The 25,119-nt window shown below is 67.8% G+C and carries 26 protein-coding genes and 2 tRNA genes; 19 read left to right on the top strand and 9 right to left on the bottom strand.

Going from position 1 to position 25,119, the window contains the following annotated elements; all coding sequences use genetic code 11:
• Window positions 1–9: 9 nt before the first annotated feature.
• Window positions 10–1,239: an amidohydrolase family protein gene (locus LPN01_RS05380; protein WP_262827336.1), complete on the bottom strand. Its 1,230-nt coding sequence runs from the start codon at window positions 1,237–1,239 to the stop codon at window positions 10–12.
• Window positions 1,236–2,219 carry an aspartate carbamoyltransferase catalytic subunit gene (locus LPN01_RS05375; RefSeq protein WP_262827335.1) on the bottom strand — a complete coding sequence of 328 codons (984 nt, stop codon included), beginning with the start codon at window positions 2,217–2,219 and terminating at the stop codon, window positions 1,236–1,238. The genes LPN01_RS05380 and LPN01_RS05375 overlap by 4 nt, the downstream gene beginning before the upstream one ends.
• Before the next feature lie 524 nt (window positions 2,220–2,743).
• Between LPN01_RS05375 and LPN01_RS05370 the strand changes: the two genes are divergently transcribed.
• Window positions 2,744–3,034: a hypothetical protein gene (locus LPN01_RS05370; RefSeq protein WP_262827334.1), complete on the top strand. Its 291-nt coding sequence runs from the start codon at window positions 2,744–2,746 to the stop codon at window positions 3,032–3,034.
• A gap of 119 nt (window positions 3,035–3,153) precedes the next feature.
• Window positions 3,154–3,627, top strand: coding sequence for a GNAT family N-acetyltransferase (locus LPN01_RS05365; protein ID WP_262827333.1), 474 nt, complete (start codon window positions 3,154–3,156; stop codon window positions 3,625–3,627).
• Between the two features lie 123 nt (window positions 3,628–3,750).
• Here LPN01_RS05365 and ruvX read toward each other — a convergent pair whose 3' ends face one another.
• Together ruvX and LPN01_RS05355 are read right to left on the bottom strand one after the other, a co-directional pair.
• Complete coding sequence (gene ruvX / locus LPN01_RS05360; RefSeq protein ID WP_262827332.1) at window positions 3,751–4,212, bottom strand: Holliday junction resolvase RuvX; 462 nt, start codon at window positions 4,210–4,212, stop codon at window positions 3,751–3,753.
• Window positions 4,209–5,318 carry a DUF3089 domain-containing protein gene (locus LPN01_RS05355; protein WP_262827331.1) on the bottom strand — a complete coding sequence of 370 codons (1,110 nt, stop codon included), beginning with the start codon at window positions 5,316–5,318 and terminating at the stop codon, window positions 4,209–4,211. Before LPN01_RS05355 ends, ruvX begins: the two co-directional genes overlap by 4 nt.
• Before the next feature lie 107 nt (window positions 5,319–5,425).
• On the opposite strand from LPN01_RS05355, the gene gatC reads away from it, so the two are divergent.
• Genes gatC through LPN01_RS05325 form a run of 6 tightly spaced genes read left to right on the top strand, consistent with a single transcriptional unit; the run spans window position 5,426 to window position 10,096 of the window.
• Window positions 5,426–5,728 carry an Asp-tRNA(Asn)/Glu-tRNA(Gln) amidotransferase subunit GatC gene (gene gatC / locus LPN01_RS05350; protein ID WP_262827330.1) on the top strand — a complete coding sequence of 101 codons (303 nt, stop codon included), beginning with the start codon at window positions 5,426–5,428 and terminating at the stop codon, window positions 5,726–5,728.
• A complete protein-coding gene (gatA, locus tag LPN01_RS05345; protein WP_262827329.1) occupies window positions 5,728–7,209 on the top strand; it encodes an Asp-tRNA(Asn)/Glu-tRNA(Gln) amidotransferase subunit GatA in 1,482 nt (493 codons plus the stop codon). Before gatC ends, gatA begins: the two co-directional genes overlap by 1 nt.
• A 46-nt stretch (window positions 7,210–7,255) precedes the next feature.
• The gene (locus LPN01_RS05340) at window positions 7,256–7,558 is read left to right on the top strand and encodes an AbrB/MazE/SpoVT family DNA-binding domain-containing protein (RefSeq protein WP_262827328.1); all 303 of its coding nucleotides are present in this window, start codon (window positions 7,256–7,258) and stop codon (window positions 7,556–7,558) included.
• Window positions 7,555–7,971, top strand: a complete 417-nt coding sequence (locus tag LPN01_RS05335; RefSeq protein WP_262827327.1) for a type II toxin-antitoxin system VapC family toxin — start codon at window positions 7,555–7,557, stop codon at window positions 7,969–7,971. The genes LPN01_RS05340 and LPN01_RS05335 overlap by 4 nt, the downstream gene beginning before the upstream one ends.
• Window positions 7,968–9,440 (top strand): Asp-tRNA(Asn)/Glu-tRNA(Gln) amidotransferase subunit GatB, encoded by a 1,473-nt coding sequence (gene gatB / locus LPN01_RS05330; protein ID WP_262827326.1) that lies wholly within the window; start codon window positions 7,968–7,970, stop codon window positions 9,438–9,440. Before LPN01_RS05335 ends, gatB begins: the two co-directional genes overlap by 4 nt.
• Window positions 9,441–9,472: 32 nt before the next feature.
• A complete protein-coding gene (locus LPN01_RS05325) occupies window positions 9,473–10,096 on the top strand; it encodes a peptidylprolyl isomerase (protein WP_262827325.1) in 624 nt (207 codons plus the stop codon).
• 63 nt (window positions 10,097–10,159) lie between these two features.
• On the opposite strand, the gene LPN01_RS05320 is transcribed toward LPN01_RS05325, so the two are convergent.
• A complete protein-coding gene (locus tag LPN01_RS05320; protein WP_262827324.1) occupies window positions 10,160–10,381 on the bottom strand; it encodes a hypothetical protein in 222 nt (73 codons plus the stop codon).
• A 2-nt stretch (window positions 10,382–10,383) separates the two neighbouring features.
• The gene (locus LPN01_RS05315; RefSeq protein ID WP_262827322.1) at window positions 10,384–10,545 is read right to left on the bottom strand and encodes a hypothetical protein; all 162 of its coding nucleotides are present in this window, start codon (window positions 10,543–10,545) and stop codon (window positions 10,384–10,386) included.
• 152 nt (window positions 10,546–10,697) lie between these two features.
• Between LPN01_RS05315 and LPN01_RS05310 the strand changes: the two genes are divergently transcribed.
• The 8 genes from LPN01_RS05310 to LPN01_RS05275 all read left to right on the top strand — a co-directional run bounded on the left by LPN01_RS05310 (window position 10,698) and on the right by LPN01_RS05275 (window position 18,920).
• Window positions 10,698–10,782: transfer RNA gene (locus LPN01_RS05310), tRNA-Leu, on the top strand.
• Window positions 10,783–10,855: 73 nt separating this feature from the next.
• Complete coding sequence (gene tig, locus LPN01_RS05305) at window positions 10,856–12,529, top strand: trigger factor (protein WP_262827321.1); 1,674 nt, start codon at window positions 10,856–10,858, stop codon at window positions 12,527–12,529.
• A gap of 176 nt (window positions 12,530–12,705) precedes the next feature.
• Window positions 12,706–13,638: a glycosyltransferase family 2 protein gene (locus LPN01_RS05300; protein ID WP_262827320.1), complete on the top strand. Its 933-nt coding sequence runs from the start codon at window positions 12,706–12,708 to the stop codon at window positions 13,636–13,638.
• Between the two features lie 55 nt (window positions 13,639–13,693).
• Window positions 13,694–14,386, top strand: coding sequence for an ATP-dependent Clp protease proteolytic subunit (locus LPN01_RS05295; protein ID WP_316746922.1), 693 nt, complete (start codon window positions 13,694–13,696; stop codon window positions 14,384–14,386).
• A 121-nt stretch (window positions 14,387–14,507) separates the two neighbouring features.
• A complete protein-coding gene (gene clpX, locus LPN01_RS05290) occupies window positions 14,508–15,779 on the top strand; it encodes an ATP-dependent Clp protease ATP-binding subunit ClpX (RefSeq protein ID WP_262827319.1) in 1,272 nt (423 codons plus the stop codon).
• 657 nt (window positions 15,780–16,436) lie between these two features.
• On the top strand, window positions 16,437–16,973 hold the full coding sequence (locus LPN01_RS05285; protein WP_262827318.1) for a hypothetical protein: 537 nt from the start codon (window positions 16,437–16,439) through the stop codon (window positions 16,971–16,973).
• Window positions 16,974–17,045: 72 nt separating this feature from the next.
• The gene (locus tag LPN01_RS05280; protein WP_262827317.1) at window positions 17,046–17,690 is read left to right on the top strand and encodes a hypothetical protein; all 645 of its coding nucleotides are present in this window, start codon (window positions 17,046–17,048) and stop codon (window positions 17,688–17,690) included.
• Window positions 17,691–17,807: 117 nt separating this feature from the next.
• Window positions 17,808–18,920 (top strand): calcium:proton antiporter, encoded by a 1,113-nt coding sequence (locus LPN01_RS05275; protein ID WP_262827316.1) that lies wholly within the window; start codon window positions 17,808–17,810, stop codon window positions 18,918–18,920.
• Between the two features lie 28 nt (window positions 18,921–18,948).
• Here LPN01_RS05275 and LPN01_RS05270 read toward each other — a convergent pair whose 3' ends face one another.
• Together LPN01_RS05270 and LPN01_RS05265 are read right to left on the bottom strand one after the other, a co-directional pair.
• Window positions 18,949–19,533 carry a methyltransferase family protein gene (locus tag LPN01_RS05270; RefSeq protein WP_262827315.1) on the bottom strand — a complete coding sequence of 195 codons (585 nt, stop codon included), beginning with the start codon at window positions 19,531–19,533 and terminating at the stop codon, window positions 18,949–18,951.
• Complete coding sequence (locus tag LPN01_RS05265; protein WP_262827314.1) at window positions 19,530–21,233, bottom strand: M1 family metallopeptidase; 1,704 nt, start codon at window positions 21,231–21,233, stop codon at window positions 19,530–19,532. The genes LPN01_RS05270 and LPN01_RS05265 overlap by 4 nt, the downstream gene beginning before the upstream one ends.
• 150 nt (window positions 21,234–21,383) lie before the next feature.
• Here LPN01_RS05265 and lon point away from each other — a divergent pair, with 150 nt between their 5' ends.
• From lon to LPN01_RS05250, 3 genes are all read left to right on the top strand, one after another.
• Window positions 21,384–23,777, top strand: a complete 2,394-nt coding sequence (lon, locus tag LPN01_RS05260) for an endopeptidase La (protein ID WP_262827313.1) — start codon at window positions 21,384–21,386, stop codon at window positions 23,775–23,777.
• Window positions 23,778–23,931: 154 nt separating this feature from the next.
• Window positions 23,932–24,204, top strand: a complete 273-nt coding sequence (locus tag LPN01_RS05255; protein ID WP_163958216.1) for an HU family DNA-binding protein — start codon at window positions 23,932–23,934, stop codon at window positions 24,202–24,204.
• Between the two features lie 52 nt (window positions 24,205–24,256).
• Window positions 24,257–24,331: transfer RNA gene (locus LPN01_RS05250), tRNA-Val, on the top strand.
• Window positions 24,332–24,423: 92 nt separating this feature from the next.
• Here the strand turns inward: LPN01_RS05250 and LPN01_RS05245 are convergent.
• Complete coding sequence (locus LPN01_RS05245; protein ID WP_262827312.1) at window positions 24,424–25,098, bottom strand: inner membrane-spanning protein YciB; 675 nt, start codon at window positions 25,096–25,098, stop codon at window positions 24,424–24,426.
• Window positions 25,099–25,119 lie beyond the last annotated feature (21 nt).

The raw sequence follows: 25,119 nt of genomic DNA, 5'->3' as shown, positions 1-25,119 counted from the left end.
ATCCGCCCGCTAGATCTCGCGGCCTGCCTTCCATAGTCGCAGCACGCGGCCCTGCACGGGCAGTCCGTCGAACGGCGTGTTGCCGGCCGAGGCGGCGAAGGCGGTGCCGTCGATCTGCCACGGCGTGTCCGGGTCGAACAGCATCACGTCGGCGGGTTTGCCCACCTCCAGCGTGCCGGTGTCGAGCCCCAGCACGCGTGCCGGATTGGCCGACAGCATCGCCATCAGCCGGTCGAGCGGTACCAGCCCGTCGCGCACCAGCATCAACCCGAGCGGCAACAGCGTCTCCGCACCCGCCATCCCCGCCGCCGAATCGGCGAAGGGCAGCCGCTTTTCCTCGGCACCGTGGGGATCGTGGCCCGACGACAGGACGTCGATCGTCCCGTCCCTCACCGCGGCCAGCGCCGCCTGCCGGTCGCTCTCGCCGCGCAGCGGCGGCGACAGATGCGCGTAGGTGCGGAAATCGCTCATCGCGATGTCGGACAGGTGCAGGTGCGCCGGCGTGATGCCGCAGGTGACGCGGACGCCGCGGCGGCGGCCTGCGCGGATCAGGTCGAATGCGGCGGCCGTGGTCGCCTGGCGGATGTGGAGCCGCGCGCCGGTTTCCTCCGCCAGCATCAGGTCGCGCGCCACCGCCAGCGCCTCGGCGACGGCGGGGGCGGAGGCGAGGCCGAGGCGCGTCGCGGTCTCGCCGTCGGTGGTCACCGCGCCCGCCGCCAGCGCGCCGTCCTCGGCATGGCTGACGACGGCGATGTCGAGGTCGCGGGCATAGGCCAGCACGCGGTGCATGACGCCCGAATCGGCGATCCAGCCGCGGCCGGTGCCGACCGCGCGCGCGCCGGCGGAGGCGCAGATCGCCATCTCCGCCATGTCGCTGCCGGCGAGCCCGCGCGTCGCGGCGGCGATCGGATGGATCCACAGGTCGGGCTTGCCGATCAGCGCGGCACGCTGGACGATGCCGGGATCGTCCAGCACCGGATTGCCGTCGGGCATCAGCGCGACGCGGACGATGCCGCCGGCGCGGAACGCCGCGCGGTCGATCCGGAAGACGCCGAGGTCGACGATGCCGGGGGCGAGCGTCTGCCCGCCGCAGTCGACCGTCAGCGCGTCGGCGGGCAGGTCGAACGTCCCGGCCGCGGCGATCGCGCCGTCGCGGACCAGCAGGCCGCCCGGCCGCACCCCGCCGACGGGGCAGGCGAGCCGCGCATCGAGGAAGGCGATCGTCGGCGTCGTCGTCATGCCCAGCCCTCCACGCCGCGCGCCCGCCGGGTCAGCACGTCCATGCACGCCATCCGCACCGCGACCCCCATCTCGACCTGTTCGGTGATCGCCGACTGCGGCCCGTCCGCCACCGCCGAATCGATCTCCACCCCGCGGTTCATCGGGCCGGGGTGCATCACCAGCGCGTCGGGCAGCTTCGCGAGCCGTTCGGGGGTGAGGCCGTAGCGCAGGCGGTATTCGCGGCTCGACGGGATATGGCCGCCCGCCATCCGCTCGTTCTGCACACGCAGCATCATCACCACGTCCGCGCCGGTCAGCGCCACGTCGAAATCGGTGAACGGCGTCACCCCCATCCGCTCGATCGCGGCGGGCATCAGCGTCGAGGGCGCGCAGACCCGCACCTCCGCGGCGAGCGCGGTGAGCGCGAGGATGTTCGACCGCGCGACGCGGCTGTGCAGCACGTCGCCGCAGATGACGACGCGCTGGCCGGCGATCGTGCCGCGGCGGCGGCGGATGGTCAGCGCGTCGAGCAGCGCCTGCGTCGGATGTTCGTGCCGCCCGTCGCCGGCGTTGAGGACGGGGCAGTCGACCTTGTCCGCGATCAGCCGCACCGCGCCGCTCGCCATGTGGCGGATGACGATGACGTCGGCGCGCATCGCGTTCAGCGTCTGCGCGGTGTCGATCAGCGTCTCGCCCTTCTTCACGCTCGACGTGGCGGCGTGCATGTTGACGACGTCCGCGCCGAGCCGCTTGCCGGCGATCTCGAAGCTCAGCAGCGTGCGCGTGCTGTTTTCGAAGAAGGCGTTGATCTGCGTCAGGCCCGCGAGCCGCTTGTCGGGCGCGGCGTGGGCGCGATTGGCACCGACCCAGGTCTCCGCCTCGTCGAGCAGGAACGCGATCTCGTGCGGCTGGAGCCCGTCTATGCCGGTCAGGTGCCGGTGCGGAAAGACGGCGCCGCCCGGGATCTGGGCGGCGGGGCTGTGGTCTGAACGTTGCATCAAGCGCGCGGCGTAGCGCCGCCGCGGGGCGGGAGCAAGCGAGGTGGTGAGGGGGCGGGCGGTGTGCGAAGTGGACGGCACGTCGGCCTCGGGAGCGCTCCCTTTGTATGGTGCCGTCGCGAATGCGCGACAGGCGGCCGGGCGGGGGGACATCAAGGTCCGGATTCGTATGAACGCCGTGCGAGACATGATGTCCGCTATCCCGCCGCCGCGAGATATGGGCGATGGAACGCGTTCGCAGCATGTATGCGGGGGCGCCCGATCAGGAGGCCATGCGAGGCATCGAACGCCGGATGTGTCATGCGTGGCATTTCCTGTTTCGCCGTTTCCGAAAGATGGTTTCGGGAAACGGCAATCGGGAACAGATATCGGGAAAGCCGGATCCGCAATCAGGCGTTTGCGCGATGTGTGATTGCGTTTCCCGCTACGCGTTCGTTTGCGGGAACGCTTGGGTCAGCCACTACTGACAAATCGTCGAACGTCGATTGGACGCGTATACCCTGAAGCGCGGAGGGACGATTAACATGAGCCCGACAATGAGAAACGCGATTCTTGCGTTTTCCATGGTTTTGATGATCGCCCTTCAGCCTTTGACCCTGATGGCGATGGTCGTTGCGCCAGAATGCACCGGCATCGGGAAGCAGGCAAATACCTACAAGATTGTCAGTATCATAGTATTCAGCGTTGCTTACTGCCTTTTGGCTCGGCGTTGGCAGTCATGGATTGCAGCAGTTGCGATTCCTGTCGCCCAAATCGCTTTGGGTTGGTGGTTTCTGTTTTACGTCAACAGCTTGCCGATGACATGCCCTCAGTAGCCGTTGCCTGCACTCACGACCGTCGCGCACTCCCTGAAATACCATGCGACGTGCGTGTTGCGGTCAGATGCTGGGCTCGGCATTTTGAATGCGATAAAATGCCGCTTTGAGGAACTGCAATGAAAACGCGCGTCGCATCGATCGATGATGCCGAGGGAATGAGCCAAGTGCTCCGCGAGATCAGCAAACATGCCGGCCGTCAGCGTCCTAACGATGTCGAGTTTGTTATAGGCCGCTACATCGCCGATCCTACGAGCATTCAATGCACCGTTGCTATCAACGAGGCGGAAAGCGTCGTCGGCTTTCAATCTCTGAAGAAGGCCGTCGCTGGAAACCCGTATGAAACACCGGATGGATGGGGCATCATTGGTACTCATATCAGCCCAAAAGTGCACCGACGGGGCGTGGGCAAACTCTTGTTCATGGCAACCCGGGAAGCCGCACTTGAAGCGGGTTTGGAAATGATCGACGCATATATCGGCGCCGATAATCCATCCGGCCTAAGATACTATGATGCTATGGGCTTTCAAACCTACCGCACACCCGAGGGAATCGTTCAAAAGGTTTGCAACGTCCTATCTGACCGGCCTTAGCTTGGCGCCCGCCTTTCCCTAAATTCGACCCTTTGCGGCAAAGCCGGTGGCCTTGAACCGAGCGCCTGCAACCCCCCGGCTCGTCCGCAGAGCGCCTGCCCGCCGGCCCGACGCCGGCTGCGCCTACACCATCACCAGCGCATCGATCGCCGCCTGCAGGATATGCGCCGCCGCGAGGTTGTCGATGCGTTCGGCGCGTTTCGCGCGGCTCATGTCCTGTTCGATCATCGTGCGTTCGACCGCCACGGTCGACCAGCGTTCGTCCCACAGGAGGATCGGCAGGCCGATGTCCGCGCAGTTGCGCGCGAAGGCGCGGGTCGACTGGCTGCGCGGGCTCTCGCTGCCGTCGAGGTTGAGGGGCAGGCCGAGGACGATGCCGCGGACGTGCTGCGCCGCGATCAGCGCCACGATCGCCGCCTTGTCCTTGGTGAACTTGCTGCGGCGGACGAGGGTGGCGGGGCTGGCGAAGCTCCAGCCGGCATCGCACAGGGCGGTGCCGATCGTCTTGGTGCCGAGGTCGAGGCCGATCAGCCGCCCCCCGTCGGGCAGCGCGGCGCGGAATTCGGCGCGCTCGGGCGTAATCACCGGCCCGCCCCGAAGGCGGCGAGGCGGCGGCCGGCGTCGGCGCGCACGTTCAACCAGAACAGGCTGTAGTCGTAGACGTGATAATTGTTGCCCGGCAGCACGTAGCTGCCGACGTCGGGGGCGGCGCCGATCAGCAGGACGCCGCGCGGGCCGCAGCGCGCGGGCACCTTGCCCGCCGCGATCGTCGCGCTGGCGAGGTCCGCGGTGGGATAGAGGGTACCGCGGTTGGCGCGCGCCGGCGCGGCGGTGTCGGCGGTGCCGGTCAGCGGGTTGGTGCAGACCAGCGGTGTGTCCTTGCGCGGACGGCCATCGAAGCCGCGGCTGCGGTCGTACAGGTCGGTGACCTGCGACGGGTCGGCGGGCTCGGCGAAGCTTTCCCACGACAGCAGGCAATGCGCCTGATCGGCGCGGGTGCATTGCGGCAGGCCGAGCGCGGCGAGATCGGTGGTGCGCGACACCGGCCAGCCGACGACATAGGCGGCGACGATGCGGCGCGCGATCGGCTTGCCCGCCACCTGTTCGCGCAGCAGCCGGGTGAGGTGCAGCGCGCCCTGGCTGTGCCCGGCGAGGATGATCGGCCGGTCGGGCCCGACCTGCCGCACGAACGCCGCGAAGGCGGCGGCGACGTCGCCATAGGCGAGGTCGAGCGCGCGGTTGGCGTCGGCGACGCTGGTCAGGAACGCGCCGAACGTCGCCTGCCGATAGCGCGGCGACCAGATCTCGCCCGCGGCGTTGAACGCGCTCGCCTGGCCGCGCAGGAAGATCGCGGCGCGCGCGTTCGTCTCGGCATCGTCCAGCGTCGCGTTCCAATGGGCGCGGCCGATGTACGAGGTCGGGTGGATGAAGAACACCGCCGCCGCCGGCCGCGACCCCGCGGCGTAGCCGGCGGGGGTCCAAAGCGCGGGATTGCCGGGGACGTCCGGGCGGGCGATCCACATCCCCTGGTCGGCATAGACCTTCGGATCGACGCGCGGTTGCGCCCGGAACTGCTCCGACGGCACCAGCGCCATGCGCAGGATCTCGACGCCGTAGAGGCGATAGGCGAAGGCGCCGGCGATCACGAGCGCGATCAGGAACGCGAAGACGTAGAGGAATTTGCGGGCCAAGGCGTCGGGTTCCGGTGGGGCAGGGGACGGCCGCCCTGATGAACGAGCCCCGCCGAAACGGCAACACGCGGTTGCGCTGTGGGAGCCGCCTCTGCTAGCCGCACGCCATGTCCGTAGACACCGCCACCGTGAAGAAGGTCGCCGCGCTCGCGCGCATCGCGATCACCGACGAGGACGCCGGCCGCCTCGCCCCCGAACTCAGCAACATCCTCGGCTGGATCGAGCAATTGGGGGAGGTCGACACGACCGGCGTCGAGCCGATGACCGCGGTCATCCCCAACACGCTGCGCCTGCGCGACGACGTCGTGAACGCCGACCCGCTGACCGGCGGCGGCATCCGCGACGCGCTGATGACCAACGCACCCCAGGCCGAACACGGCTTCTTTACCGTTCCCAAGGTGATCGAATAATGGCCGACCTGACCGATCTCGGCATCGCCGGCATCCGCGACGGCGTGCGCAGCGGCGCCTTTTCCGCGCTCGACGTCGCCGACGCGTTCGTGGTGAAGGTGGCCAAGGCCAAGCCGCTCAACGCCTTCCTGGTCGAAACCCCCGACCATGCGCTGGCCGCCGCGCGCGCCGCCGATGCCGCGCGCGCGGCGGGCGAGACGCTGAAGCCGCTCGCCGGCGTGCCGATCGGGATGAAGGACCTGTTCTGCACCAGGGGCGTGGCGACCACGGCGGCGAGCCATATCCTCGAAGGGTTCGTGCCGACCTACGAATCGACGGTGTCGCAGAACCTGTGGGATGCGGGCGCGGGCATGCTCGGCAAGCTCAACATGGACCAGTTCGCGATGGGCTCGTCGAACGAGACGAGCGCGTTCGGCAATGTCGTTTCGCCGTGGCGCAAGGCGGGCGGGAATGCCAGTCTGGCGCCGGGCGGCTCGTCGGGGGGCAGCTCGTCGGCGGTGGCGGCGCGCCTGTGTCCGGGCGCGACCGGCACCGACACCGGCGGCTCGATCCGCCAGCCGGCGGCGTTCACCGGGATCAGCGGGATCAAGCCGACCTATGGCCGCTGCTCGCGCTGGGGCACGATCGCCTTCGCCTCCAGCCTCGACCAGGCGGGGCCGATGGCGCGCGACGTGCGCGACTGCGCGATCATGCTGGAGGCGATGGCGGGGTTCGACGCCAAGGACGCCACCTCGCTCAAGCTCGACGTGCCGCGCTGGGAGCAGGGGCTGTCGGCCGACCTGCGCGGCAGGCGCGTCGGCATCCCGCGTGAATATCGCGTCGATGGCAGCCCGGCCGAGATCGATGCGCTGTGGCAGCAGGGGATCGACTGGCTGAAGGACGCCGGCGCAGAGATCGTCGAGGTGTCGCTGCCGCACACGAAATATGCGCTGCCCGCCTATTACATCATCGCGCCGGCGGAGGCGTCGTCGAACCTCGCCCGCTACGACGGCGTCCGCTACGGCCTGCGCGACCTGCCCGAGGGGGCGGGGTTGCAGGACATGTATGCCGCGACCCGCGCCGACGGCTTCGGCGCGGAGGTGAAGCGGCGGATCATGATCGGCACCTATGTGCTGTCGGCGGGCTTCTACGACGCCTATTACACGCAGGCGCAGAAGGTGCGGGCGCTGATCGCGCGCGATTTCGAGCGTGCGTGGGATGCGTGCGACGTGCTGCTGACCCCGACCGCGCCGTCGGCGGCGTTCGCGCTCGGCGAGAAATCGGCGGATCCGATCGCGATGTACCTCAACGACGTGTTCACGGTGCCCTCCAGCCTCGCCGGGCTGCCGGCGATGAGCGTGCCGGGCGGGCTCGACAAGGACGGGTTGCCGCTGGGGTTGCAGATCATCGGCCGGCCGCTCGACGAGCAGGGCGTGCTTAACGCCGGCCTCGCGATCGAGCAGCGCGCGGGCTTCACCGCGCGGCCGGATGCTTGGTGGTAGACGGTCGGCGGTAGAGGTGTTACCTTGGTAACACTGGAGTGATCCGATGAATGTCCATGGTCCGATAACCGATACGGCCGACGGCAACATGACCAGCAAGGGCCAGGTGCTGATCCCCAAGCATTTGCGCGACCACGCTGGGCTCGTGCCCGGCGGAGAGATTACCGTCGGCCTGAATGCCGAAGGGCAGGTAACCGTCGTGCCACGCCAGACCGGCGAAACCCGAGCCGAGCGGAAGGCGAAGTATCTCGCGCAGATCCAGTCGGTGGTGGGTACGCTTGACACGGGCTTTGCGACGACCGACGAATATATGGATTACATCAGGCCGCATCGGCTGGAGGATTGGTGATCTTCGTCGACACCAATGTTATCATCGATGTATTGCAGGACGATCCGGACTGGCGATCGTGGTCCCTCGAGCGACTGGGGGATGCGCGTGCCGACGGCGAACTGCTGATCGACGTCATCGTGATCGCGGAGCTCAGCCGCGATTATCCGACGCTGATGGCGTTGCATGGGGCCATCGCGCCGTTGGAATTGACCCTGAGCCCGCTGAACGCGGCCGCCGCCTTTGAGGCCGGACATCGGTTCCTGACGGCGCGCGCCGAACGGGGGGGTGGGGAGGCGAAGCGCCCGCTCGCCGACTTCTTCATCGGTGCGCATGCCCTGACCGCGGGTGCATCGCTGCTCACCCGCGACACCCGGATCTATCGCCGCTATTTCCCCGACCTTCCCCTCATCACGCCAGAGACGCATTCATGACCGACACCAGCTATCGCATCCAGGGCGCCACCGGCGAATGGGAGGTCGTGATCGGCCTGGAGGTCCATGCGCAGGTAACGTCGAACGCCAAGCTGTTCTCGGGCGCCGCGACCGCGTTCGGGGCGGAGCCCAATACGCAGGTGTCGCTGGTCGATGCGGCGATGCCGGGCATGCTGCCGGTGCCGAACCAGGAATGCATCCGCCAGGCGGTGAGGACCGGCATGGCGATCGATGCGCAGATCAACCGCTGGTCGCGGTTCGACCGCAAGAATTATTTCTACGCCGACCTGCCGCAGGGCTACCAGATCAGCCAGCTCTATCATCCGCTGGTCGGCGAGGGCGCGATCGAGATCAGCCCGGACGACAAGCGTCCCGACGCGACCAAGACGATCGGCGTCGAGCGCATCCATGTCGAGCAGGATGCGGGCAAGCTGATGCACGACCAGCATCCGACGCGCTCCTACGTCGACCTCAACCGGTCGGGCGTCGCGCTGATGGAGATCGTCAGCCGCCCGGACATGCGTTCGCCGGCGGAGGCGGGGGCGTATCTGCGCAAGCTGCGCGCGATCCTGCGCTACGTCGGCAGCTGCGACGGCAACATGGAGGAAGGCTCTATGCGCGCCGACGTCAACGTCAGCGTTCGCAAGCCGGGCGACGCGCTGGGCACCCGGACCGAGACGAAGAACGTCAATTCGGTGCGCTTCGTCATGGCAGCGATCGAATATGAGGCGAAGCGGCAGGTCGAGGTGATCGAGGACGGCGGCCGCATCGTCCAGGAAACGCGCCTGTACAACGTCGAGAGCGGCACGACGCGGTCGATGCGGTCCAAGGAGGACGCGCACGATTACCGATACTTCCCCGATCCCGATTTGTTGCCGCTGGAGCTGGACGAGGCATTCCTGGCGGATTGCCGCGCGAGCCTTCCCGAACTGCCCGACGCCAAGCGCAAGCGGTACGACGGGCTGGGCATCTCCGCCTATCAGGCCGACGTGCTGACCGCGGAGGTCGAGGCGGCGCGCTGGTTCGACGCGCTGCTCGACGCGGGCGCGAAGCCGGTCGCGGCGGCGAACTGGACGACGTCCGAACTGTTCGGCGCGCTCAACCGTACCGGGCGCGACATCGCGACCTCGCCGGTGTCGCCGGCGCAGGCGGCGGAGCTGCTCGCGCTGGTCGCCGACGGCACGCTGTCCGGCAGCCTCGCCAAGCAGGTGTTCGAGGTGATGCTGGATACCGGCGACGCGCCTGCGAAGATCGTCGAGGATCGCGGCCTGAAGCAGACGAGCGACACCGGCGCGATCGAGGCGGTGATCGCCGAGGTGATCGCGAAGAACCCCAATCAGCTGGCGCAGTATCGCGGTGGCAAGGAGGCGCTGTTCGGCTTCTTCGTCGGCCAGACGATGAAGGCGATGGGCGGCAAGGCCAATCCGGCGGTCGTCAACGACCTGCTCAAGACGGCACTCGCCGGCTGATGTGGCGGCGCGCCCTCGTTGCTGGCTTGGCGATGCTGGCGGCTCCGCTCGCGGCGCAGTCCCCCTCCGCCCCGCCGACGCCGCAGCCCCTGCCACGCGTCGCGCTCGACACGACCGCGGGGCGGATCGTGATCGAGGCGGATACGCTGCACGCGCCGGTCACGGCCGGCAATTTCCTGAAATATGTCGACGGCAGGCGGCTCGACGGGGTCGTCTTCTATCGCGTCGTCAAGGCGGCCGACCGGTTCGGCTTCGTGCAGTTCGGCACCAACGGCGATCCGAAACGCGTGCTGCCGCCGATCCGGCACGAGCCGACGACGCAGACGGGGCTGCATCATGTCGAGGGGGCGATCTCCGTCGCACGCTTCGCGCCGGGCACCGCCAGCGGCGATTTTACGATCAGCGTCGGCGACCAGCGGCCATCGCTGGATGCCGATCCGGCGAAACCCGGCGACAATCTGGGCTATGCGGCGTTCGGCCGGGTGGTCGAGGGGATGGACACGATCGTTGCGATCCTCGACCAGCCGGTGTCGCCGACCGCGACCATTCGCGGATCGTTCCGGGGCGAGGTGCCGGCCACGATCGTGACGATCCGCACGGCCCGGCGCATCGCCGCGCCTGCACCGCCCGTCGTGCCGGCCACGCCCCCGTCATAATCGCCTCGGGACGCGCGAACGGGGCGGCCGCCCGGACCGCCCCGCATGTCGTTGGCTGACCCGTTATTGCTGCGTCAGGTCCTGGTTCTTGACCTCGCCGCCGGTGCCGCTGTTGCCGTCGGGCTCGCCGGTGTCGGTAAAGCGTGCGGGTTCCGCGCCACCCTCGCCGCGGGCGACGGCGTCGGCCCGGGCCTCGACCGCCTGCTGGAGGTCGCTGCGCGGATCCTTGCGGGTGCCGTCCGGGCCGTCGCTGCCGGTTTCGCTGTCGTGATCGCGGTCGGCCATCGTCAGATCTCCGCCGGCTGCGCCGTGCCCGGATCGCCCGCGGGCGTGGCGGGCGAGGGAATGTCGATGTCGGGCGCGGGCGTGGTAACTTCCGGCGGCGGGCCGTCGGGCTGCACCGGCTGGGTCGAGGGGGCGGGCGTCTCGGGGGGAGGCTGGGTGGCCATGGTGGTTTCTCCTTCGACCACCCCAACGCCCGGTGGCCGGCGCTGGTTGCCTCTGCGCTTGCCTGCACACGCCACGCTGGTATAGACGCGCGCCCAAGGGTGCCCCTGCACGGGTCGATCGTGCAGGCGGGGCCCAACGGCGGGTCCTTCGTGCGGGCGTGGCGGAATTGGTAGACGCAGCAGGTTTAGGTCCTGCCATCGCAAGATGTGGGGGTTCGAGTCCCTTCGCCCGCACCAGTCCCGCCGGTTTCAGCGCGGGGCGGCAGCCTTAAAGAATTTTCGTCAGATTTCTCAAGATTGAAGGCCGGATATGCAGACTGTCGAGACGTTGAACGAGGGCCTGAAGCGCGCCTACACGCTGACCATCACCGCCAAGGATATCGACGCCAAGGTCGACGCCGAGGTGAAGCGCGTCGCGCCGCAGGTGAAGATGCCCGGTTTCCGCCCCGGCAAGGTGCCCGCCAACCTGGTGCGCAAGATGCACGGGGAATCGCTTGCCGCGGACGCGCTCAACACCGCGATCCAGCAGGGCGTGCAGCAGCTGCTCGCCGACAAGGGCCTGCGTCCCGCGATGCAGCCGTCGGTGGCGCTCGCCGACGATTACGCGCCCGGCAAGGATGCCGCGGTCACCGTCGAGATGGAGGTCCTGCCGACCGTGCCGGCGCCGGCGATCGACGCGCTGAAGCTGGAGCGGCTGACCGTGCCCGTCGCGGACGCGTCGGTCGACGAGCAGCTGCAGAAGTTCGCCGACCAGTCGAAGAAGTGGGACGACGCCGACGACAAGGCGGCCGAGATGGGCGACCTCGTCACCGTGGACTTCGTCGGCAAGACCGCCGACGGCGTCGCGTTCGACGGCGGCACCGGCACCGACATGGGTGTCGAGCTGGGCTCGGGCCGCCTGATCCCGGGGTTCGAGGACCAGCTGGTCGGCGTGACGCTCGGCGAGGAAAAGACGCTGAACGTCACCTTCCCCGAGGATTACGGCGCCAAGGAACTCGCCGGCAAGCCCGCGACCTTCGACATCACCGTCAAGAAGATCCAGGTCGCGGCCGAGAGCAAGATCGACGAGGATCTGGCCAAGAACCTGGGGCTCGAGAGCCTCGAGCAGCTGCGCGGCCTCATCAAGGGGCAGATCGAGCAGGAGCATAACGGCCTGACGCGCACCCACATGAAGCGCAAGCTGCTCGACCAGCTCGCCGAGGGTCACGACTTCGAGGTGCCGCCGTCGATGGTCGAGGCGGAGTTCGCGCAGATCTGGCAGCAGCTGGAGCATGAGGCGACGCACGAGGAGGATCCCGCCGCGGCGCTGGCCGAGATGGAATCCGAGCGCGACGATTACCGCAAGATCGCCGAGCGCCGCGTCCGCCTTGGGCTGCTGCTGTCCGAGATCGGCCAGGCGAACGGCGTCGAGGTGTCGCAGCAGGAGATGAACCGCCTGATCGCGCAGGCCGCGCAGCAATATCGCGGCGAGGACCAGCAGCGCTTCATCCAGTACGTCCAGCAGGAGCCGATGGCGGCCGCCCAGCTGCGTGCGCCGCTGTACGAGGACAAGGTCGTCGACTTCCTGTTCGAGAAGGCGGAGGTCACCGACCGGGAGGCGACGCGCGAGGAACTGGAAGCCGCGATCGAGAGCGAGGACGGTTTCGCGACCGGCACGCACAGCCACGATCACGACAACCACAAGCCCAAGGGCAAGAAGGCCAAGACCGACGGCGAGGCGAAGCCCAAGAAGGCCGCAGCCAAGAAGCCGGTCGCGCAGGACGACAATGCCGGTGCCGAGGTCGAGCCGGCAACGGACGCGGTCGCCGACGAGGCCCCCACGAAGAAGCCGCGCGCCAAGAAGGCCGCAGCGCCGGTCGAGGCCGAGACCGCGGTGACCGAATCGTCGCCCGTCGCGGCCGAGGCGGCCGAAGGCACGGACGCCGCCGACGCACCGGCGAAGAAGCCGCGCGCGAAGAAGGCCGCGGCGAAGACCGAGGGCTGAAGGTGATCGGGGGGGCGGTCGTCCCCTCGAATCCGTGTCATTGCCGCGCAGGCGGAGATCCATAGACGCAGGTCTTCGCAGGGCGTGCGACGGTAGCGTGTATGGATCCCTGCCTGCGCGGGAATGACGATCGGGGGCAGGCGGGCGCCCGGCCCATCGCGACGCAAAGGACGTATGTGACGCAACCGACCATCGCCGTCCTGCTGCCCTGTTACAACGAAGCCGCGGCCATCGCACAGACGGTCGCCGGCTTCCGCGCGGCGCTGCCCGGCGCCGCCGTCTACGTCTACGACAACAATTCGACCGACGACACGATCGCGGTCGCGCGCGCCGCGGGCGCGGTGGTCCGCACCGAGCGGATCCAGGGCAAGGGCAACGTCGTGCGGCGGATGTTCGCCGACATCGACGCCGACGTCTACGTCATGGCCGATGGCGACGCGACCTATGACGCCGCGTCCGCCCCCGCCCTGGTCGCGCGTTTGCTCGACGAGCAATGCGACATGATCGTCGGCAGCCGGATCAGCCAGGCGCAGGAAAGCTATCGCCGCGGGCATCGTTTCGGCAATGCGGTGCTGACCGGCATGCTCGCGCGGTTGTTCGGGCGCAGCTTCACCGACATCCTGTCCGGGTATCGGGTGTTTTCGCGTCGCTTCGTCAAGAGCTTCCCCTCGCTGTCGTCGGGGTTCGAGATCGAGACCGAGATCAGCGTCCACGCGCTCGAACTGAAGATGCCCTGCGCGGAGGTGGAGACGCCCTATTATGCCCGGCCGGAGGGATCGGCGTCGAAGCTCAGCACCTATGGCGACGGCTTCCGCATCCTCGGCACGATCGTGACGCTGTATCGCATCGAGCGGCCGCTGCTGTTCTTCGGTGCGATCGGCATGCTGTTCGCGGCGGTCGCGGTGGCGCTCGGCATCCCGCTCGCGCTGACCTATGTGCAGACGCATCTGGTGCCGCGCTTTCCGACGGCGGTGCTCATCACCGGGTTGATGATTATCGCGGCGCTGTGCGTCTTCGCCGGGCTGATCCTCGACACGGTGGTGCGCGGGCGTCGCGAGGTGCGGCGGCTGGCGTATCTGGCACAGCCCGCCCCCGCCAGCGGGGGTTGAACTCCCCAGCCGGAGCGCCGATGTTGGCGCTTCTGAGGGCATAAGAGAGACACCCATGCACAATCCGTTCGAGACCGGCGATTTCATGAGCCCGATCGCCCACGCCGGCCTTGGCTTGCAGCAGACCCCCAACGCGGGGCTGGTGCCGATCGTCATCGAGCAGTCGAACCGCGGCGAGCGGTCGTTCGATATCTTCAGCCGCCTGCTGCGGGAACGCATCATCTTCGTCACCGGCGGCGTCGAGGACGGCATGGCCAGCCTCATCACGGCGCAGCTGCTCTTCCTCGAGTCCGAGAACCCGAAGAAGGACATCTTCATGTACATCAACTCGCCGGGCGGCGTCGTCACGGCGGGCATGGCGATCCACGACACGATGCAATATATCCGGCCGCGCGTCGGCACGGTGTGCATCGGCCAGGCGGCGTCGATGGGCAGCTTCCTGCTCGCCAGCGGCGAACCGGGCATGCGCGTCGCGCTCACCAACGCGCGGATCATGATCCACCAGCCGTCGGGCGGGGCGCAGGGCATGGCCAGCGACATCGAGATCCAGGCAAAGGAAATCCTGCGCATCCGCGCGCGGATGAACCAGCTCTACGCGCAGTACACCGGCCAGCCGATCGAGGAGATCGAACGCCGGATGGACCGCGACACGTTCCTGGAGGCGCATGAGGCCAAGGCCTTCGGCCTGGTCGACGAGGTGTTCGACAAGCGTCCGGCGCCGGCCGAGGATGCCGCCAAAGCGGCGTAAAGGCGCGAACCGGCGTCCGGCCGTGACCGTTAGGCATGTTTGGGCGTTGTGAATTGCGTATCGGCCGGGCTACCATGCCCGGCCTCACCAGCGGGTCCGATCCCGCGACAAGGAAGTGTGAATGACGAAACTGAGCGGTGGCGACTCGAAGAGCACCCTCTATTGCTCGTTCTGCGGCAAGTCGCAGCACGAGGTGCGCAAGCTCATCGCAGGACCGACCGTGTTCATCTGCGACGAGTGCGTCGAGCTGTGCAACGACATCATCCGCGAGGAAACCAAGTCCGCGCTGGTCAGCAAGAAGGACGGCGGCGTGCCGACGCCGCTCGAGATCTGCAACGTGCTCGACGATTACGTCATCGGCCAGAAGCAGGCGAAGCGCGTGCTGTCGGTGGCGGTGCACAACCATTACAAGCGGCTGAACCATGGCGCCAAGGGCGCGGACGTCGAGCTCGCCAAGTCGAACATCCTGCTCGTCGGCCCCACCGGCTGCGGCAAGACGCTGCTCGCGCAGACGCTGGCGCGCATCCTCGACGTGCCGTTCACGATGGCGGACGCGACGACGCTGACCGAGGCGGGCTATGTCGGCGAGGATGTCGAGAACATCATCCTGAAGCTGCTCCAGGCATCCGACTATAACGTCGAGCGGGCGCAGCGCGGGATCGTCTACATCGACGAGATCGACAAGATCAGCCGCAAGGCGGAAAACCCCTCGATCACGCGCGACGTGTCGGGCGAGGGCGTGCAGCAGGCGCTGCTCAAGCTCATGGAGGGCACCACCGCCAGCGTACCGCCGCAGGGCGGGCGCAAGCATCCGCAGCAGGAATTCCTCCAGGTCGACACGACCAACATCCTGTTCATCTGTGGCGGCGCTTTCTCGGGTCTCGAAAAGATCATCGGCGATCGTTTGCAGGGCAAGTCGATCGGTTTCGGCGCCTATGTGGCGGCGCCGGAGGAGCGTCGGACCGGCGAGATGCTGCGCCAGACCGAGCCGGAAGATTTGCTCAAGTTCGGCCTGATCCCCGAATTCGTCGGTCGCCTGCCGGTGATCGCGACGCTTGAGGATCTCGACATCGACGCGCTGGTGAAGATCCTGAAGGAGCCGAAGAACGCGCTAGTGAAGCAGTACCAGAAGCTGTTCGAGATGGAGTCGGTCGATCTGGGCTTCACCGACGACGCGCTGGTCGCGGTCGCCAAGAAGGGCATCGAGCGCAAGACCGGCGCGCGCGGCCTGCGATCGATCCTCGAGGCCGTACTGCTCGACACGATGTTCGACCTGCCCGGCATGGACGGGATCGACGAGGTGATGATCGACAAGGACGTGATCGAGGGCCGCAAGGAACCGATCCGCGTCTATGCGGAAAAGAAGAAGGACGAGGCGGGCGCCGCCGCCTGACGACGTCGACCCGATGCAGGACAGGGGCGTCGCGCGAGCGGCGCCCCTTTTTGTGTCGAGGGGGCATCGTCCGACCGCAGATCGTCATGGCAGCGGAGCAAAGCGATCCAGCGGCGGAGGCGGACGCCCGGATCGCCGCGCGACGCTGGCCCGTCCCGGCGGTCAGGAGTTCTGTGCGACAGAGCCCGCGAGACGCCCTGCATTGCGGTGCCACGCCCGCCATGACGACCGGACCCGCCGCACGCGCGCGCGGTTGGTGAGGTTTCGACGAACCCGGCGTCCCGAACGCAGCGGCCGTCGGCGATGCCGGCGGGCGACCTGCCCCAAAGATTCCCCTTGCCGCAGGGTCACACCGATAGGTCCGGTCTGTCGCCACGTGCCCACGCCATCGACCGTCGACGTTCGGCACCGCGTGAAGTGCCTTCCACCCCAATTGAAGAGAACGGCCGGGACGGCTGACGGCCGCGATCGCAGGATTTTCCCCGATAGCCACGCGCCCACGTGCCTGACCCCGAATCGACCGGCCGCGCGCCCTGACTGCCAGGTGGCAGCCTATCTCGCGCAGTCGACCGCCCCGCCACGATCCTCATCCGGCGTTAACGCGCTGCGGGTCATGACGCCTTGCAGCCCCGCGCGGGGCCTGAGGTGGGGGCGACCATGACTTTCGACGGCGACGATCGCGCGCTTTCGTACAGCCCGGCTTGGCGGGGCGGCAGGGGGCCGCTGGCGATCCTGCCGGGGCCGGTGTTCCGCGATCGTCAAGCGTGGCTCGCGATCCTGATCGGCTGGGGGCTGACGATCGCGGGCAGCACATTGCTCGGTTTCGTTATCGCGTGGATCGCGCCGGATCATCCCGGCCCCGATCTGGGCGATGCGTCCGCATCGATGAAACTGTTCCTGATCGCCGGCTTCAGCCCGGTGGTCGAGACGCTGATGATGGCGGGCATCCTGTCGCTGCTGCTCCGGTTTCTCGGCGCGTGGCAGGCGGTGGTGGCGAGCGCTGTCGTGTGGGGTGTCCTGCATAGCCTCGCCGCGCCGTTGTGGGGCGCGGTGATCTGGTGGCCGTTCCTGATCTTTTCGACGCTGTACGTCAGCTGGGCGCCGCGGGGTTTCTGGCGCGCGGTGGGGATCGTCGTGGCGGTGCACGTCCTCCAGAACCTGTTTCCCGCGCTGCTGATCGTCCTGCGGCACTGATCGCGGGGCAGGTCTGGCGCTGGACCCGGCACCCGCCTAGGCAGGGTCAACCATTCCAGTACGAGCCGCATCATGAGCCTTGCCGAAACCTATCGTCGCGACGGCAGCGTTGCCCTGCCGGCCCTGTTCCCGCCGGAGGTACTGCTCGCCTTCTACCAGATGATGCAGCGCGACCTCCAGGCGGCGGGGCGGCCGTTGCAGGGCTTCACTGCGCAGGGGCCGTTGCTGCGGCGGCCGGCGATCGAGGTCTATGCGATGCAATACGCTCCGATGCTGACGTTCCTGTGGGGCCTGACGCCGCGGGTCGCGGACGTCGTCGGGCGGCCGCTGCTGCCGACTTATGCCTATTTCCGCGCATATCAGGCAGGCGACGTCTGTCGGGTGCATTCGGATCGGCAGGCGTGCGAGCACAGCCTTTCGCTGACGATCGCCTATGGCGACGAGCGGCCTTGGGCCCTGTCGGTCGCGACGGAACGGACGGATGTCCCCCGGCCGGTGGTGGCCGAGGATTTCGCCGGACAGCCGTTCCGGTCGGTCGCGATGGCGGCGGGTGACGGCGTCCTGTATCAGGGCACGCATCATCGCCACGGCCGGCTCGATCCCAACCCGAACAGCTGGTCCGCGCACCTGTTCCTGCACTGGGTGGAAAAGGATGGCCGATATGCGGACCATGCCTTCGACCGGGTGGCGATCGCTCAGGCCGCAGGGCGCCGGTAGGGTATCGCGTCGCGCGGCATTGTATCGAAACGTGAACGGCGGGCGCGGGACGGGGCCGTGACGGACACTTTGGCGCCCCCGAAGCATTGGTTCGGGCGGACGACAAGGGGGACCGCGATGGCAGCAGCAACGAACGACGGGACGACCGCGAAGGTCGGATGGCGCGGATTGCCGCTCTGGTCGATCCTGTTCCCGGCGCTGGGCGTGCCCGCGGTGTTGCTGTCGGTCTATGCGATGGGGACGGTCGGTACGATCGTCGCCGCACTGGTGCTCGTCGGGTCGGTCGTGGCGGCGGTGCATCATGCCGAGGTGGTGGCGCACCGGGTGGGTGAACCGTTTGGGACGCTGGTGCTCGCGGTCGCGGTGACGGTGATCGAGGTGTCGCTGATCGTGTCGCTGATGCTGTCGGGATCGGGCGACGTCGCCGCGCTGGCACGCGACACCGTGTTCGCGGCGATCATGATAATCCTGAACTTCATCATCGGATTGTGCCTGCTCACCGGCGGCCTGAAGCACGGCGAGCAGCGCTTCACGCTGCGCGGGATCAGCGCCGCGCTGGCGACGCTGGCGGCATTGGTGGTCCTGTCGCTGATCCTGCCCAATTACACGACCAGTGTCGCCGGGCCGACCTATGCGCCATCGCAGCTGATCTTCGTCGCGATCGTCAGCCTCGTGCTCTACGGCACGTTCGTGCTGGTGCAGACGGTGCGCCATCGCGACTATTTCCTGCCCGCCGGCGACGTCGAGCCGGAGGCGCATGCCGCCCCGCCGGGCGATGCCACCGCCTGGACCGCGTTCGGCGTGCTGCTGGTCGCGCTCGTGGTCGTCGTGATGCTCGCCAAGGGCCTGTCGGCGCAGGTCGAGGCGGCGATCCTGGCGGCGGGCCTGCCGCTCGCGATCGTCGGCGTCGTGATCGCTGCGCTGGTGCTGGCGCCGGAAAGCCTCGCCGCCTACAATGCCGCGCGGCGCGACCGGTTGCAGACGAGCCTGAACCTCGCGCTGGGGTCGGCGCTCGCAACGATCGGCCTGACCATCCCGGCGGTCGCGATCGTCAGCCTCGTCCTCGGCCTGCCGCTGGCGATGGGCATCGACGCGAAGAGCATGGTGCTGCTCGCGCTGTCGCTGTTCGTCACGACGATCTCGCTGGGGACGGGCCGGACGACGGTGTTGCAGGGCGTGGTGCACCTCGTCATCTTCGCCGCCTATCTGTTCACGACGGTGATCCCCTGACGGCGACGACAGCGGCAGGCGGCGTCGGTCAGAACAGCCCCGGCACGAACCGCTTCACCCGCGCGGCGTAGCGTTCGTAGTCCGTGCCGAACAGCGCGTGCAGCAGGCGCTCCTCGCTCCGCACGCGCAGCCAGGTGCCCGATGCGTAGACGGGAAGCGCCGGCAGCAGCCGCGCGACATGCCCCGTCGCCACCGCGATGGCGATCACGACGAGCGCCAGCGCGGTGTAGATCGGGTGACGCAGGTGCGCGAAGGGGCCGGCGGTCACCAAAACGTGGTCGGCACGGGTCCGGGCGACGAGGCTCCAGTTGCGCCCCATCGTGGCGGTCGACCAGAGAAACAGCGCCAGCGCGCCCACCATCAGGACGGCGGTGATCGCGGCGGCCGCCAGCGCGGGTCCGCCGAGGGGATCGAGCGTCGCCCGCGCGCCGCCTGACGCCACAAGGACGAAGGCAGCACCCTGGACGGCGATGCCGATCAGGGATGCGGGATCGCGCCGCCCGCCGCCGCCGGCCTCGCGCGCGCGGCGCCACCGGGCCGCGACCAGCGCGATCGCGAATGCGAGCAGACCCAGCGACAGGACAGCGAGCGCGGGCAGGCCGGCGGCGGTCATTTCGCCGGCTTCTGTTCGGCCTTCCACGCCTGGAACGCGTCGATGGCGTCATCCTGCTTCAGCAGCCGCGCCATCGGATCGACGACGATATGCGCGCCCTCCGGCACGGTGATCGTAGCGACACCGCCCGTCATCGCGACCTTCTGCACCGCGTCGTCCACCGCGACCTCCACCGGCAGCGGGAAGGGCTTGCCGCCCGGCACCACCCATTTCAGCGTCAGTTGTGTCGCGTTGCGGTTGACCGCGAGCCTGGGCAGCGCCGCCTGGTACAGATAGACGTCGAAGAACCATTGCCAGTCCTGCCCGGTCACCTGCTTCACATAGCCGATGAATTCGGGCGTCGTGCGGAACACCGGGGCGAAATTGCCCGGCGCGGGATCGGCGCGGCCATAGACGGTCAGCTGGAGGATGCGGTGGAAGGCGGCGTCGCCGATCGCGTTGCGCAGGGTGTGGAGCACCCACGCGCCCTTGTAGTAGATGTCGCCGCCGCGGCCGGGCGACTTCCTGTATACCTCGTCCGCGGTCTGCGGCTTGCCGGTGACCAGGGCCGACTGGTTGAGGATCTTCGGCCGCATGTCGAGCATCATCGCCGCATAGCGCGCGTCGCCGTCGCGCCACCGGCCGTAGAGCGGCTGCATATATTCGGTGAAACCCTCGTGCAGCCAGAAATCGTCCCAATTGGGCGCGGTCATCTGGTTGGCGAACCATTCGTGGCCGAATTCATGCTGGAACAGCCAGTCGAAGCCCTCCGGCGCCTTGGCGTATTTGTTGCCATAGGCGTTGATCGTCTGGTGCTCCATGCCGAGGTGCGGCGTCTCCACGACGCCGACCTTTTCCGACGCCCAGGGGTAGGGGCCGACGGTCGCCTCGTAGAAATCGAGCACCGGCGCGAATTCGGCGAACAGCTTTTCCGCCTTCGGCTTCTCGCCGGGCAGGAACCAGTAGATCATCGGGATCGTGTTGCCGAAGCGGCTCTTGTACGTGCCCGAAACGTCCTCGTACGGGCCGACGTTGAGCGCGATGCTATAGGGATTGGGATGCGCGACCTCCCAGTTCCATGTCGTGCGGCCATCGTCGATCTGGTCGACGCTCAGCAGCTTGCCGTTCGACGGCGCCTTCAGCCCCTTGGGCACGGTGATGTGCAGCGTCACCTTCTGCGGTTCATAGGTCGGATAGTCGATGCACGGCCAGAACAGGTCGCAGCCCTCGTTCTGCACCGCGGTCGCGATCCAGGGCTGGCCGTCGGGGGTCTTTGCCCAGACGAAGCCGCCGTCCCACGGCGCGCGCACGGCGGTATGCGGGCGGCCGCCATAGGTGATCTTCAGCGTGAGCCTGGCGTCCTTCGCCGCCTTTTTCAGCAGCTTGACCGTCATCCGCCCTTCGGGATTGGTAAAGCCGGCGGAATCGGCGCCGTCGACGGTCACCGCGGTCACGGTGTAGTTCTTGTCGAGATCGACGACGAGCCGGTCGGTCTTTTCGAGGACGGTGAAGACGAGCGTCGCGGTCGCGTTGATGACCTCGCGCTCCGCATCGACCTCGATCGCCAGGTCGGCGGTGTCGAACGTCACCTTTTTCTGCGCCGGGTCGAGCGTCCCGCCCGATGCCGCGGTCTGCGCGGTCAGCGCCGGCTTGCCCGGTTCGGCGGCGATGGCGCCGGTCGACAGCAGCAACAGGGCCGCGAACGGCAGGCGAGGCGACATTCTGTACTCCCGGTTGGACATGCGCGGTTTCGACGCTCGCCGCCGCGATGACAAGTCCCGCCGTGTCGCGCGCGCAACGATTGATGGATGCCGGCCCGTCCCCATATAGTGTACCAAAGCCGCCCCGTTCGAAGCGGCACCGGAGTATCCATGACCACATTTCCCGTTCTGCCGCTGCGCGATATCGTCGTCTTCCCGCACATGATCGTGCCGCTGTTCGTCGGACGCGACAAATCGGTCGCCGCGCTGGAGGCGGCGATGGGTGCCGACAAGGAGATATTCCTCGTCGCGCAGCTCGATCCGGCCGAGGACGATCCCGGCCGCGAGGACCTGTACGAGGTCGGCGTCACGGCGACCGTGCTGCAATTGCTGAAGCTGCCCGACGGCACCGTGCGCGTGCTGGTCGAGGGCAAGGCGCGCGGCCGGCTGGGCGAGCTGTCGGAGGGCGATGCCTTCCTCCAGTCGACCGTCCAGATGCTGGAGGAGCGCGAGGCCGAGGGGATCGAGGTCGAGGCGCTGATGCGTTCGGCGGTCGAGCAGTTCGAAACCTATGCCAAGCTCAACAAGAAGCTGCCGAGCGAGACGGCGCAGCAGTTGGGCGAGTTGGTCGAGGCGGCGAAGCTGTCCGATGCGATCATGGCCAACGTCCAGGTGAAGGTCGCCGACAAGCAGGCGCTGCTGGTCGAGCTCGATCCGGTCAAGCGACTGGAGATGGCCTATGCGCTGATGGAGGGCGAGCTCGGCGTCCTGCACGTCGAAAAGAAGATCAAGAGCCGCGTCAAGCGGCAGATGGAAAAGACGCAACGCGAATATTACCTCAACGAGCAGCTGAAGGCGATCCAGCGCGAGCTGGGCAACAGCGACGACGAAAGCGACGGCGACGAGATCGCCGAGCTGACGCAGAAGATCGCGACGCTGAAGCTTAGCAAGGAGGCGCGGACCAAGGCGACGTCGGAGCTGAAGAAGCTGAAGACGATGGCGCCGATGAGCGCCGAGGCGACGGTGGTGCGCAACTATCTCGACGTGCTGCTCGGCCTGCCCTGGGGCAAGAAGTCGAAGGTCAAGAAGGACATCGCCGCCGCGCAGGCGGTGCTGGACGAGGACCATTACGCGCTGGAGAAGGTCAAGGACCGGATCGTCGAATATCTGGGCGTGCAGGCGCGCACCAACAAGCTGAAGGGGCCGATCCTGTGCCTCGTCGGTCCGCCCGGCGTCGGCAAGACCAGCCTCGGCAAGTCGATCGCCAAGGCGACGGGACGCGAGTTCATCCGCCAGAGCCTGGGCGGGGTGCGCGACGAGGCCGAGATCCGCGGCCATCGCCGCACCTATATCGGGTCGCTGCCGGGCAAGATCGTCACCAACCTGAAGAAGGCGGGGACGTCCAACCCGTTGTTCCTGCTCGACGAGATCGACAAGCTGGGTCAGGATTTCCGCGGCGATCCGGCGTCGGCGCTGCTCGAGGTGCTCGACCCCGAACAGAACGGCAAGTTCAACGACCATTATCTCGAGATCGACATCGACCTCAGCGACGTGATGTTCGTGTGCACCGCCAACACGCTCAACCTGCCGCAGCCGCTGCTCGACCGGATGGAGATCATCCGGCTGGAGGGTTATACCGAGGACGAGAAGGTCGAGATCGCCAAGGGGCATCTGATCGAGAAGCAGATCGAGGCGCACGGGCTGAAGGCCGGCGAGTTCGTGCTGACCGACGAGGGGCTGCGCGCGCTGATCCAGAAGTACACGCGCGAGGCCGGCGTGCGCACGCTGGAGCGCGAGATCGCGAAACTGTGCCGCAAGGCACTGCGCCAGATCCTCGAGGGCAAGGTGGCGAGCGTCACCGTCACGCCGGACAATCTCGGCGAATTCGCGGGCGTGCAGAAATATCGCCATGGCCTCGGCGAGACCGAGCATCAGATCGGCGCGGTCACCGGGCTGGCGTGGACCGAGGTCGGCGGCGAGTTGCTGACGATCGAGAGCGTGACGGTGCCGGGCAAGGGCGCGGTCAAGACGACGGGCAAGCTGGGCGACGTGATGAAGGAATCGGTGCAGGCCGCCTTCAGCTTCGTGCAGGCGCGATCGCCGAGCTACGGCATCAAGCCGTCGCTGTTCCACCGCAAGGACCTGCACATCCATTTGCCCGAAGGTGCGGTGCCCAAGGACGGCCCGTCGGCGGGTATCGGCCTCGTCACCTCGATCGTGTCGACGCTGACCGGCGTGTCGGTGAAGAAGGACGTGGCGATGACCGGCGAGGTGACGCTGCGCGGTCGCGTGCTGCCGATCGGGGGTCTGAAGGAGAAGCTGCTCGCGGCGCTGCGCGGCGGCATCACGACGGTGCTGATCCCGCAGGAGAACGAGAAGGACCTCGCCGACATTCCGCAGAACATCAAGGACGGCCTGACGATCGTGCCGGTCAGCCATGTCGACGAGGTGCTGACGCTCGCCCTGACCGAACCGCTGGAGGCGATCGACTGGACCGATGCGGACGAGCTCGCCGCGCTGCCGCCGGCAGGGGTTGCGCCCGCGGGCGGCGAGTTGCATCACTGATCGCGGAACTTTAGGGTCGGGTGATTGACGGTTTGGAACCGCCGGGACCGCCATGTCCCGGCGGTAGCCGTTGACTTCGCCCGACAGGACGGCCTTACTCGTTGTTCTGGCTGGGCAACGATTCTGTTGAATGTACGAAGGGGGCAGTATTTCCATGAACAAGCAAGAGCTGATCGCGACCGTCGCCGATACCTCGGGACTCGCCAAGGGCGACGCGATCAAGGCGGTCGAGGCGGTGTTCGACGCGATTTCGGCAAGCCTGAAAAAGGGCGACGAAGTGCGCCTGGTCGGCTTCGGCACCTTCTCCGTCTCGAAGCGCAAGGCGTCGACCGGTCGCAATCCGCGCACGGGCGAGCCGATGACGATCAAGGCGTCGAGCCAGCCGAAGTTCAAGGCCGGCAAGGGCCTGAAAGATTCGGTGAACTGAGACTGGACAGGGAGCGCCGGCCTCGCGTAAAGGCCCGCCTCCGACAGGTTTCGGGCGCGTAGCTCAGCGGTAGAGCACACCCTTCACACGGGTGGGGTCACAGGTTCAATCCCTGTCGCGCCCACCATATCAGCCCGCCCCGGTCGCATGACCCGGGCGGGCTTTTTGGTTCCGCGGTACGTCTTTCGGCTCGTGCGGGACCCGCGGCCCCGGCGCCGGTCACTCCGGCGGAACGTCGGCGACCGGGGTTTCGCCTGTGCTGAGGCCATGGCGCAGCAGCATCGGGATGTTGGCGAAGGCGAACAGCAAGGTCAGCGGAATCGCACCCCACAGCTTGAACCCGACCCAGAAGTCCCAGTTGGTGTTGCGCCACACCGCCTCGTTCAGCGCCGCCATGCACAGGAAGAACAGCGCCCAGTTGCGCGTCAGCTTGGCCCACCCCACGGCGGTGAGGCCGGGATAGGCGGTGCCGAGCAGCCCCTGGAGCAGCGGGCGGCCGGTCAGCAATCCGAACCCCAGCACGGCGGCGAACATCGCGTAGACGAAGGTCGGCTTCATCTGGATGAATCGCGGGTCGTGGAAATAGACGGTCAGCCCGCCGAACACGACCACGAACCCGCCGGAGATCCACAGCATCGGCGAGATGTGGCCGAGCCGCGTCTTCGACACGATCATCGCCGCGACGGTGGCGATGACGAAGGCGGTGGTGGCGACGATGACCTTGGCGATCACCAGCGCGCCCGCGCGATCGAGGTCCGACAGGAAGCCGGTGCCCGCGCCCACCAGCCGCATGGCCAGCGCTGCCGGAAACAGGAAATTGACCGCGAAGAAGACGAGCAGCGGTCCGTATTCGACGCCCATCCGCAGGCCGGGGGAGGATCGTGCGCGCGTCATGCCGTCATCTCCGCACGGGCC

Source organism: Sphingomonas sp. A2-49, from assembly GCF_025548555.1.
In the GTDB taxonomy this organism is placed as follows: Bacteria; Pseudomonadota; Alphaproteobacteria; order Sphingomonadales; family Sphingomonadaceae; genus Sphingomonas.
The sequence above is the reverse complement of the archived record's forward strand: the minus strand, read 5'-3'. Positions and strand labels throughout refer to the sequence as shown.